This is a genomic window from Oceanisphaera avium (assembly GCF_002157875.1).
Lineage (GTDB): Bacteria > Pseudomonadota > Gammaproteobacteria > Enterobacterales > Aeromonadaceae > Oceanimonas > Oceanimonas avium.
Window position 1 is genome coordinate 1,914,708 of sequence record NZ_CP021376.1, and the last position, 11,485, is coordinate 1,926,192.

11 protein-coding genes are annotated in these 11,485 nt (G+C 49.2%); 4 read left to right on the forward strand and 7 right to left on the reverse strand.

Features of this window, described 5'->3' with window-relative positions; all coding sequences use genetic code 11:
- Positions 1-31 precede the first annotated feature (31 nt).
- From CBP12_RS08830 to CBP12_RS08845, 4 genes are all read right to left on the reverse strand, one after another.
- Entirely contained in the window at positions 32-478 is a 447-nt protein-coding gene (locus CBP12_RS08830) for an HIT domain-containing protein (protein ID WP_086964103.1), read from the reverse strand.
- A complete protein-coding gene (locus CBP12_RS08835; protein ID WP_086964104.1) occupies positions 471-797 on the reverse strand; it encodes a glutaredoxin family protein in 327 nt (108 codons plus the stop codon). Before CBP12_RS08835 ends, CBP12_RS08830 begins: the two co-directional genes overlap by 8 nt.
- A 15-nt stretch (positions 798-812) precedes the next feature.
- Positions 813-1,157, reverse strand: coding sequence for an iron-sulfur cluster insertion protein ErpA (gene erpA / locus CBP12_RS08840; RefSeq protein WP_086964105.1), 345 nt, complete (start codon positions 1,155-1,157; stop codon positions 813-815).
- Between the two features lie 93 nt (positions 1,158-1,250).
- Positions 1,251-1,886 carry a DUF6776 family protein gene (locus CBP12_RS08845; RefSeq protein ID WP_086964106.1) on the reverse strand — a complete coding sequence of 212 codons (636 nt, stop codon included), beginning with the start codon at positions 1,884-1,886 and terminating at the stop codon, positions 1,251-1,253.
- A gap of 168 nt (positions 1,887-2,054) precedes the next feature.
- On the opposite strand from CBP12_RS08845, the gene hemL reads away from it, so the two are divergent.
- Positions 2,055-3,341, forward strand: a complete 1,287-nt coding sequence (hemL, locus tag CBP12_RS08850) for a glutamate-1-semialdehyde 2,1-aminomutase (protein ID WP_086964107.1) — start codon at positions 2,055-2,057, stop codon at positions 3,339-3,341.
- Positions 3,342-3,471: 130 nt separating this feature from the next.
- On the opposite strand, the gene mrcB is transcribed toward hemL, so the two are convergent.
- Entirely contained in the window at positions 3,472-5,814 is a 2,343-nt protein-coding gene (mrcB, locus tag CBP12_RS08855) for a penicillin-binding protein 1B (RefSeq protein WP_086964108.1), read from the reverse strand.
- 2 nt (positions 5,815-5,816) lie between these two features.
- A complete protein-coding gene (gene hrpB, locus CBP12_RS08860; protein WP_086964109.1) occupies positions 5,817-8,258 on the reverse strand; it encodes an ATP-dependent helicase HrpB in 2,442 nt (813 codons plus the stop codon).
- A gap of 293 nt (positions 8,259-8,551) precedes the next feature.
- On the opposite strand from hrpB, the gene thpR reads away from it, so the two are divergent.
- The gene (thpR, locus tag CBP12_RS08865; protein WP_157420089.1) at positions 8,552-9,073 is read left to right on the forward strand and encodes an RNA 2',3'-cyclic phosphodiesterase; all 522 of its coding nucleotides are present in this window, start codon (positions 8,552-8,554) and stop codon (positions 9,071-9,073) included.
- On the opposite strand, the gene sfsA is transcribed toward thpR, so the two are convergent.
- Positions 9,070-9,804 carry a DNA/RNA nuclease SfsA gene (gene sfsA / locus CBP12_RS08870; protein WP_198341902.1) on the reverse strand — a complete coding sequence of 245 codons (735 nt, stop codon included), beginning with the start codon at positions 9,802-9,804 and terminating at the stop codon, positions 9,070-9,072. The two genes, thpR and sfsA, sit on opposite strands and share 4 nt — an antisense overlap.
- A 285-nt stretch (positions 9,805-10,089) precedes the next feature.
- On the opposite strand from sfsA, the gene dksA reads away from it, so the two are divergent.
- Entirely contained in the window at positions 10,090-10,542 is a 453-nt protein-coding gene (gene dksA / locus CBP12_RS08875; RefSeq protein WP_086964112.1) for an RNA polymerase-binding protein DksA, read from the forward strand.
- Between the two features lie 9 nt (positions 10,543-10,551).
- Positions 10,552-11,433, forward strand: a complete 882-nt coding sequence (gene gluQRS, locus CBP12_RS08880) for a tRNA glutamyl-Q(34) synthetase GluQRS (RefSeq protein WP_086964113.1) — start codon at positions 10,552-10,554, stop codon at positions 11,431-11,433.
- Positions 11,434-11,485: the final 52 nt, after the last annotated feature.

The window sequence follows — 11,485 nt, forward strand, 5'->3', positions numbered from 1 at the left end:
ATAATGAGTCCTTATTGTTAGGGACTCATTATTAAGCGCTAATAAAATCGGTAAGTTGGCGTAATCTTTGCTGCCATAGGCTGACTTGGCTGTGCGGTTTTTCATAGGGGTTGGCACTCACCTTGCCCCAAATAGGTGAAGGCCAAGCTGCATCATGACTAAAGCGTGCCACATGATGCACATGCAACTGGGGCACCATATTACCTAACGCCGCTATATTAATTTTTTCAGCGCCAACACAGGTCTCTAATAGTTGCGCCACGCCACAGGACTCAATCATGAGCTGCTGCTGATCAGAGGCACTTAAATGATGCGCTTCACGCAGCGAAGCGCGCTTAGGAACCAAGATTAACCAAGGGTAATGACTGTCGTTGGCCAGTAGCACTCGACATAAGGGCAGATCCCCTAGCACCAAACAATCCGCGGCTAACTGAGCATGCAATACAAAGCCCTGCTCAGCACCCGAATAATTACTCATGCTCGCGCTCGGCGTGGCAGCGTAAATAATGAATAATATCGGCCGACTCATAGAGCCAAAAATATTCTTGAGGCGCAGTTTCTATGCGCAGGCAAGGTACCATACGCTGACCGCCGCCTTGCATTAAAGCTTGCAAGTGTTCTGGTTGGCTAATATCACACTTTGCTATGGGCAGGTTCAGCTCTTTAATAACGCTTTTTACGCGCTCACAAAAGGGACACCAGTCTTTTTCATACAGCGCCAATTTGTCAACACTTGCCACTTCTGGGGCAGGGTTTGACTCTGGAGCGTCGCCTTTAAACCAATCGAGTACTGACATTACCCACCTCCAAAACTAGATACTAAACGAAGAGCCACAGCCACAGGTACTGGTCGCATTGGGGTTAGTCACCAAAAAGCGCGAGCCGGCTAAACCGTCAATATAATCAACGGTACCGCCAACTAAGTATTGTAGGCTCATACTATCTACCACCATAATCACGCCGTTTTTTTCAATCACGGTATCGCCATCATTGGTTTTTTCATCAAAGGTAAAGCCGTATTCAAAGCCCGAACATCCGCCGCCAGTGATATACACCCGTAAGCGCAAATTAGGATTTTCTTCTTCCGTGATCAAGGCTTGGATCTTAGTGGCTGCCGCATCACTCATTTGAATTGGCAAAGGGATTGCTTCACTCATCACTACCTCTTGAATTAGTTATCGGCTGAAATTATCTAATACCCGACTAAACAGATCAAGTATTGTCAGCCCAGTTCAATTACCCGTTTCACTTCATTCACTTTCAAAGGTGGGCCAATTTAAGCTAAGCGTACGCAGCGCTTTGCCATCCAAGTCTAACTGCAACTCTAGCGTTTGCGCCTGACTGTCGCTGGGCAACTGTAGTTGCCCGCTTAGCACTTGGAAATGGCGAAAATCCAAGGTAACAGGGGCTACGCCTAATACTTCATCATTGAGTACCACAGACACCCCATTTTGTAAGGCGCGTACTTTAATTCGCGCCACACCCGTAATACGTTTATCGGTCTTGCTCGGCTGTAACAATACCAGTCGGTAAGAAAATAAGCCCGTCTGCGATAAAGGGGTGATGTCTTCTTGGGCTAATAACAACTCAGCACTACCATCGCTGGCTAGCACTTGTCGATATAGCGCCAACTGCTGAGTCTGGGCGCTAAGTTGTTGCGATTGCTGCTCTAATTGGGCTAGCTGACTGGCTTGGGAAGCGAGTAATGCTTGCAGCTCTACTCTAAGAGCCAGCACTTCTTGGCGCTGGCGCTCCCCTTGGGCTTGCTGCTGAGCTAGCATTTGAGATTGTTCATAATAACCTTGGCCGCCGATAAGCAGCGCAATGCCTAAGAGTACGCAAGCCAGCCCACACCCGAGCAAACGCCGATCGATGGCTTTAGTCATAATGAACTCCTAGCGGATAAGAGCAAATTGTGCCAAAGGTCTTAGCCGCGCGCCAGCTTTAGCGTAATAAAGGACAACACAGCTGCATTCAAGCGCCGCCCAGTTTTTGTTATAGTCTGCCCACCTTGGCAGCAGTTGCCGCTTCAGCTCATTTCAAAGGATGCTTACATGTCTAAGTCTGATGACTTATTTGCAAAGGCCCGCCTCGTCATTCCTGGCGGCGTAAACTCTCCGGTGCGCGCCTTTAATGGTGTCGGCGGTACACCTCGCTTTATTGAACGCGCCGAAGGGGCTTATATTTTTGACGCCGATGGCCAATCCTATGTGGACTATATCGGCTCTTGGGGACCGATGATCTTAGGTCATAACGCGCCTGTAGTGCGTGAGGCTGTTATTGAAGCTGTGCAGCGCGGTTTAAGCTTCGGTGCGCCCACGGCCAGTGAAGTAACCATGGCAGAAAAAGTAAAAGAATTAGTGCCCTCCATGGAGCTGACCCGCATGGTGAACTCTGGCACCGAAGCGACCATGAGTGCAATCCGCTTAGCCCGCGGCTTTACTGGGCGCGATAAAATTTTAAAATTTGAAGGCTGCTACCACGGCCATGCGGACTGTTTATTAGTGAAAGCGGGCTCAGGTGCACTGACGCTAGGCCAACCTAACTCGCCTGGCGTACCGGCAGATTTTGCTAAACACACGCTTACCGCCACTTATAACGATGTAGACTCAGTAAGAGCGGCTTTTGCCGCCGCACCTAATGATATTGCCTGCATTATCGTCGAGCCCATTGCCGGTAATATGAATTGCATTCCGCCTGCAGACGGCTTCTTACAAGGCTTGCGCGAAATTTGTGATCAATACGGTGCTTTGCTTATTTTCGATGAGGTGATGTGCGGCTTTCGCGTGGCCTTAGGCGGTGCTCAGCAACGCTATGGCGTAACTCCTGACTTAACCACTTTGGGTAAAATCATCGGCGGCGGTATGCCAGTGGGTGCCTTTGGTGGTCGTCGTGAGGTAATGGAGCATTTAGCGCCTATGGGTCCTGTTTATCAGGCTGGGACGTTATCGGGCAACCCCATCGCCATGGCGGCGGGTCTGGCTACATTGAACGCCCTTAGCAAGCCAGGCCTTCATCAACAATTAGAAGCCAACACTCAAGCGCTCGTTAAGGGCTTGCAAGCGGCGGCAGATAAACATGGCATTGCTTTTACTACCACACAAGTGGGCGCTATGTTTGGCTTTTTCTTTACCACTGAAAAAGACATCCACAGTTATGAGCAAGTGATGAACTGTGATGTAGACGCCTTTAAACGCTTCTTCCATTTGATGTTAGAGCAAGGGGTATACTTAGCACCTTCTGCTTTTGAAGCAGGCTTTATGTCGCTCGCCCACGGCGAGCAAGAAATTGCCCACACCTTAGCAGCGGCAGAGAGTGCCTTTGCTGCAATGAAAGCTTAAGGGTTTTTTAAGGCGACAATTAACACAGCCCGCCTTTTACTTCTTAGTGGCGCTTACTTTAAGTGGGGCGCACTATCGCTAATAAAAAAGCCTCCTAATTAGGAGGCTTTAATATAAGCGGCTGCCATTATTATCTTGCGAAGTTAAAGATATCTTTTAGCCAATCACCAATTTGCTCACCCGCAGCCGGAATATCGTAAGTGGGCGTAGCCGGTCGACAACCCCGTATGGGCGGTAAGTCGGCAGACTTTGCCGGTAATAACCGCGTTTGCTCGCATCTTGGGTCGGCAGGCTGGCCATCGCTATATGCAAAATTCACCTGCTCAACCCCTTGCGGTTGAGTTAGCTCAAGTGAGTCGACACCTCGGCTATCTAAATAACGGCTATACACCCGCAGCGCGCCACTGGCACCCGTTAATCCGGTAGTGCCATTATTATCTAACCCTACCCACACACTGGCGAGCTCTTCATTATCTAAGCCGGCATACCAAGCATCCCGCAGATCGTTAGTGGTACCCGTTTTACCGGCCATTACTCGGTTAGGAAAGCGCGCCGCCAAATGGGCTGCGGTACCGCCACCGACCACTTTTGTCATGGCATATAGCGCTAAGTAACCCGCATCGGGATCTAAGACTTGGGTAGCTTTGGCCGTGTGTTGGTAAACCAGTTCACCTTGATTATCTTGAATTGCTCGAATAGAAGTAAGAGGCTGATATAAGCCTTGGTTAGCCAAAGTTAAGTACAGCTGGTTTACTTCAAACGGCGTTAACTCCAGGGTGCCTAACATTAACGACGGATAAGCCGGAATAGATTGGCGCACTCCCATGCGCTCTAAGCCTTTAATGATTTTATCTAAACCCACCGCCATCCCTATGTTGACGGTCGGTACGTTAAGAGATTTAGCAAGCGCATCCACAAACATCACCTGTCCGCGGAATTTACGATCATAGTTATTAGGCTTCCATACTTGTCCGCCTTCACTGCGCAAGCTTATCGGTTGGTCTTTAATGGCACTGCCTAAAGTAAAGCCGGATGCCAATGCTTGAGCATAGACAGGCGGCTTAATTAAGGAGCCAATGGCACGGCGTGCCGACAATGCTCGGTTAAAGCCAGCATAGCTGGGGTCGGCACCGCCCACGACGGCACTCACCTCTCCTTTTCGCCAATTACTGACCACCATGGCCGCTTCTAAATCCGATTTTTTAGTATTCGCACGCAGCTGTTTTACTTGCTCGGCGATAGCTTGCTCGGCGCTGTGCTGAGCAATAGGGTCAAGACTACTAAAAATCTTCAAGCCATTTTGATTTAAAAATTCATTACCAAATCGCTCTTGCAACTCTTGGCGCAACAAGCCCATAAATGCCGGCGTACGGCCATAGCCCATGCGTCCACGCTCAATGAGGCGCAGTGGCGCCCCACTGGCCTGCTCATAAGTGGCGCGATCAATATGGCCATCATTTGCCAGCAGGCGCAGCACCAAGTCACGGCGATCTCTCGCACGCTCACTGTTGCGCCAAGGATCGTAATAAGAGGGACCTTTTACCAAAGCCACCATTAACGCGATTTGATCGGGATTTAACTCATTAAGCGGTAAGCCAAAATAAAAATAACTGGCTAAACCAAATCCATAAACGCCTTGGTTACCATTTTGGCCTAAGTAAACCTCATTTAAGTAAGCTTCTAAGATTTCATCTTTGTCATAGCGAAAATCAATAATTAGCGCCATGTAGGCTTCTTGTACCTTGCGCCATAAGCTGCGATCGGGCGTTAAAAATAAGTTTTTAGCAAGTTGCTGGGTCAGCGTACTGCCCCCTTGTATAGTGCGACCCGCCTTTAAGTTAACCACCAAAGCCCGTATTATCGCCATGGGCGACACGCCATCATGTTTATAAAAATCTCGGTCTTCTACGGTGATTAGCGCAGTTTTTAATAACTCAGGCACTTGGTCTAAGCGCACCAGTAAGCGGTCTTCTCGCTTATCAACATTCAGTCGGTCTAACAGCACCGGGTCCATTCGCGCATAGCCCAACTCACGACCATTGACCGGATTTTTAATCGCTTGTAGGCGTTGTCCGGCAAAGGTAAGTGAAATTTGGCGCGCATCTTCTGGCCCATCAGAAAAGTTAAAAGAACGACGGTGAATATCAATGCGACTGTTATTCGCAAAATATTCCCCAGGTCCACTAGGACTGTCTACTTTACGATAATTAAGCATTTGCAGCTCACGCAGCATTTGAGCGTGAGAGAGCTTTTGTCCAGGGAATAATTCTAAGGGTCGGCTATATACTAATGCTGGCAATGCCCACTTTTGGCCTTCAAAACGCTCACGCACTTGGCTATCTAAATAGATACCAAAAACCCCCATCAGTACCGCCATCACCAGTGCGACCTTAAGCAACAAGCCCCAGCCAAAGCGGCGCTGTTCAAGCGGTTTTTTCTTGGTGCTTTTCTTAGTTCGAGTCTGTTTTGCCATAATCAGTGCTTATTATGCCTCTTGGTATACTGGGTTGGCGCTGTGGTAGCTGGATTATCAGGCCAGTGGTGTTTGGGGTAGCGCCCCCGCATTTCTTTTTTAACATCTTCATAAGACCCGGCCCAAAATGCTGCCAGATCTCGAGTAATTTGTAGTGGTCGCCGAGCGGGCGATAACAGCTCAAGCACTAAAGACACTCGACCTTGTGCTAGCTGAGGGCTATCAGAGCGGCCAAACATTTCTTGTAAGCGCACCGGCAGCACCGGATCTTGCTCTGCTCGATAGCGAATTCGCACTTGAGTGCCAGTCGCGAGCGTCAGTGAGCCGGGTAGCAGAGTATCCAGCAATTGCTGTTGTGACCAGTCCAGTTGTGCTTTAAATATTTGCAGCCAAGGCAGTCGTGATAACTCCTCCCAACGACTAAGCCCCATCAAATAAGGCAATAACCACAGCTCGGCCCTTGCCAACCAGTGTTTTTCATCAGCGGGAGAAAAGCCATGATCGGCCAGTTTTTGTCCTGCCAGCTTCAATCGCAACCAGTATTGCTGACTCTGTTCATCAAGAGGCAGCGCTTGCCACCCTCGTTTTTGGAGCTCTGCTAATAGACACTGGGCTTTTTGTTCGCCACTTAGGTTAGTTAAGGGCGTACGCTTTAAAATTAAGTTACCAAAACAGGCTTGTTGCTCGGCCCGCACCCGGTTAGCTTCATCATCCCACACTAAATAGGCTCGCTCAGAAAAATAGCTCGCTGCGGCTTCTTCAAGTTGAGCGAAGGTTATGGGCTCACTCGCTTGGATTATTACGCCATTATCATTTTTACTTAAGTCGGCCACGGCTAATAATTCTTTACCGCTTAGCGGACTGGCGAGGGGCAAGCTGGCCGTTAAACCATTGGCTAAGCCATATCGTTGGGCATTGCGAAGTAGCGCCACTCGTTGCGGATAAACACTGGCTAGTAATGCTCCAACATGCTGAGTGCTAGGCAGACTAGGTGTAGCATTTAAGCGCTTAAACCAACGCAGAGCGGTTTTTTTAAGTGCACTTTGCTGCGCTAAAATTTGCCCAGACAAAGGGCCGTTATCTAAGCGATGCTCTTCTAATAAGCTGACTAGATAAACACCGTCGGCCAACGCCCCTGCCTTGCCTTGTGCTTGCCACGCTTTTGCATTCACTAGCAACAAGCCCAAGGGAGCTTCGCTGCCTAAACGCCATACTTGTTGGCCTAATGCGGTGAGCTTATCGGCGTTTAATAAGCCTAGTGCGCTTAATTGTTGGCGGGCCGCAGCGAGCAAAGCAGCAGGCGGCGCACTGAGCAGTGCTAATTGTTCAGGGGCACAGCCCCATGCGGCACATTCCATCACAAAGCGGGTAAGACAACTGAGTTCAATCTCTGCAGGGCGGCGCTGGGCTAAGCGAGGCTGTTGCTCTTCGGACCATAGACGCACACACCATCCGGGCTGCATGCGCCCAGCGCGCCCTGCTCTTTGGGTAGCCGAGCCTTGGCTAATAAAGCGAGTGGTTAAGCGGCTAATATCTGATTGCGGCTCATACTCAGCGCGACGTTCCAAACCTGAGTCAACCACAATGCTAATGCCCTCAATCGTGAGTGAGGTTTCTGCCACATTGGTGGCTAACACCACTTTGCGCCGCCCCGCTGCACAGGCGCTAATGGCTCGCCGCTGTTCGGCCAAACTTAATCGGCCATATAAAGGCCTAAGCTCCACCTCATCACGGGCCGCCAAACCATGATGTTGTAGCCAGCGTAGCGTATCGGCAATTTCGCGCTCTCCCGGTAAAAAAGCCAATACGCTACCCGAGTGCTCTTCCAAGGCCGCTACAATAGCTCTGCCCATGCTTTCATCAAGAGGTTGCTGCAAATTGCGCGGCTGATAACTAACAGTGACCGGAAAACTACGTCCTTGGCTTTTAATAACAACGGCATTAGGTAATAGTTCATCCAACGCCAAGCCTTCTAGGGTGGCAGACATCACTAAAATACCAAGGTCATCGCGTAACTGCTGGCTTTCAAGGGCAAAGGCAAGAGCCAATTCCGCTTGTAGACTACGTTCATGAAACTCATCAAAAATCAGTAAGTCCACACCGCTCAGCTCAGGATCCGCTTGTAGCATACGGGTCAGCACCCCTTCGGTCACCACTTCTAAGCGCGTTGTACTACTCACTCGACTCTCGCCGCGCATGCGATAACCTACTTGGTTACCCAGCTCTTCCCCCAGTTGATTCGCCAAATATTGGGCAATAGTACGAGCCGCCAAGCGCCTTGGCTCCAATAGAATAATGCGCCCTACAAGCTCAGGTTGCGCCAACAACCATAATGGCAAGCCCGTAGACTTACCCGCCCCAGGCGGAGCTTCTAAGATAATGTGCGCAGCATTTAAGGCCGCCTTTAATTCTGGCAGCACGTGGGCGATGGGCAGCGACGAGATGTTTGAGCTTAAGATAGTGATACCTAAGGTGCATTAGCTTAACGAGGAGAAGACCGATAAAAAGCGGCTATATAGTGCCAAATATCCCGATAAATTGCATTACTCAGCACAGTTTTTTATCGCCATAATTCAGTGCATTTATGAGGGACAGCTTTTATAACAAGGGCGGTACTCTTTAGCGCTCAAAGACCTATCCTAGGAGTTAAGTGTCTGCTATCACGCCTTCTTTTTAATTTGCCAAAGTAACAGCCACTGGTCAGTATGCGGTTATTACTTACTATTAGGAGGTGGGTTTGAGCTGCGATTATTCCCGCTTATTCTTAGCATTCCCCGCCACTGAGCTCAGTGAGTCATTGAGCTTACTTCAAGACCAACTGGCGCTTCCTGGACGACGAGTCCCCGTTCATCAATTTCATTTAACTTTGCGTTTTTTAGGAGCGCTCACGCCTACACAGTTTGATTCTTTGCATCGGCAACTATCGGGGGTGCGCTTAGCTAAATTTCATTTACGTCTAGATAATTTAGGCTATTTCCCTAAGGCGCAAGTGGCTTGGTTAGGGCCGACCAGAGTACCTACAGCACTGAGCACTCTCTATCAAGAGTTGTTATTACGCTGTGCTTCGTTGCGTTTAGCTAAGCCCCATAAAGCTTATCGGCCGCACGTGAGTGTATATCGTAATACCCCCGCGCCTCCTCGGATTACCATTAGCCCGCTCGCCTTTAGCCCGCCCTATTTAGCCTTATACAATTCCACTGCCAGTGAGCAAGGTGTGCACTATGAAGAATTAGCACGCTGGCCCTTAGTAAAAAGTTAAGAGAGGACGAGGTCGGGCGCTAGCGAAAACGGCACAGGCGCTATTAGCTGCATGCCTTGAGGGTTAATGGTGGCGCGCCAAGCGAGACACTCGACCCCTAGCGCCATGGCTTTTTCGACTAAGGCGGCGTAGTCAGGATCGATGTGCGCAGCTGGGCTTACCCGTGTAATACCGGTATGTAAGACACAAAATAATAATACGGCTCTATGACCGTCGCGTACGCATTGCATTAACTCGCGCACATGCTTTTGTGCGCGCTCGCTTTTGGTATCAGGAAAATAGCCTTGTCCGGGACTGTGCTCTTCGGCCAATAAAGTAACGCTTTTTACTTCTACGTAGCAGTCTGGCAGCGAGCAGGCACTAAGTAAAAAATCAATGCGACTCTGCTCAGTGCCATAACGTACTTCCGCTTTCATGTCTTGATAAGCGCTAAGCGGCGTAATACGTTGCTCAGCTAATGCGCTGGCCACTAAGGCGTTGGCTTGCTGAGTATTAACACAGACAAAATCTCCCTGCTCATTTTCAACGAGCTCCCAAGTATGGGGGTATTTGCGCTTACGATTATTGGACTCAGAAAAATACACCGGCCACCCAGGCTCAGCGCAACCGGTCATTTTTCCGGTATTAGGGCAATGCAGAGTGAGTGTTTGGTCTTGTACTTGGACATCGGCTAAAAAACGTTTATAGCGACGCAGTAACTGTCCTTTTTGTAAAGAAGGTGAAAAGGCCACCATCACAGCTATCCTTCTTAGATTAATAATAAATACAGGGTGTTTTATAACTTGTCTCTTGAAAGCCCCACCATCGCCCCCATATGAGGAAACAACAAGCGATTCGCTCCGTTAATAGGGACAAGACTGAGACCCACTTTTAGCACCTAAAGTGGCCTATGTCCTGTTTCAAGTAGAATTATCATCGAAATAGCACGGCAAAATTGCCTTGCTAATAGGCTTTCTGCTATAGATAGCCGCTTAAAAAATTTGGTTGGCGCAATATTGCTTCTTAGGAGATACAGAATGCCAGCAATCGAACTCAAGAAATCTCTCGGTATTCTGGCCATTGCCGGTGTAGAGGCCTATCAGGCAAAGCCTGACGAAGAATACATGAACGAGCCACAAAAGACTCACTTTCGCAAGATTTTGGGCGCTTGGCGCACTCAATTGCGTGAAGAAGTGGACCGCACTGTGGGTTACATGAAAGATGAAGCAGCCAATTTCCCCGATCCGGTGGACAGAGCTGCGCAAGAAGAAGAATTTGCGCTTGAGTTGCGTGCTCGAGATCGTGAACGCAAACTGATTAAAAAAATTGAGAAAACACTGCAAAAGATCGAAGAAGATGACTTTGGCTTTTGCGAACATTGTGGTGTTGAAATCGGTATTCGCCGGTTAGAAGCAAGACCTACTGCCGATCTTTGTATCGATTGTAAGACACTTGCCGAAATTAAAGAAAAACAAATGGCCGGCTACTAAGTCGTTGTCATGAATACCACTGCGCCCAAGCCTTACATTGGGCGCTTTGCCCCCTCCCCCAGTGGCCCTTTGCATTTTGGTTCGTTAATTGCCGCACTTGGTAGTTTTTTACAAGCCAGACATCACCAAGGGCGCTGGTTATTGCGTATCGAAGATCTTGACCCTCCGCGAGAAGTGCCAGGGGCGGCCGATGAGATCCTCTTTAGCCTAGATGCGTTCGGATTACACTGGGACGGCCCCGTTTTATATCAAAGTCAGCGCTTAGACGTATATCAACACCTCCTCGAGCAATGGGAAAAGCGCGGCTTAACCTATTATTGCCATTGCAGCCGTAAAGAAATTGCTGAAAGCGGCGGTTTTTATAATGGCCACTGTCGCTACCTCAACTTAGGCGCTAAGGGCAGCGGCACGCGCCTTATCATGAGCAATCCGGTATATGAATTTGTGGATTTACTGCAAGGTAAGGTTAAAATAGACCGTGCGTTGGCAGAAGAAGATTTTATTGTGCGCCGCCGAGACGGTTTTTATGCGTATAATCTGGCCGTGGTCATCGACGATGCGCACACTGGCATTAGTGAAGTGGTACGAGGAGCGGATTTATTAGCGCCCACTGGCCGGCAAATATCGCTCTACCAACAACTTAATGCGCCGGTGCCAAGCTGGTTACATTTGCCATTGGCTACCGTAGCCGGCAATAAATTATCTAAGCAAAATCATGCACCTGCCTTAGATATAAATCATGCAAGTAACCAGTTATGCCAAGCCTTGAGGTTTTTAGGCCAAGCGCCACCTGCGACATTAGCCACAGCGCCGGTCGCAGAAGTACTAGCGTGGGCGATAGCTCACTGGCAATTACAGCAGGTGCCTAAGACCACACAGATTGCACTGTAACTGCGCCAAAGTTCGCATTTGCACTGCCGTGCGCTATTATAGTGCGCGCATT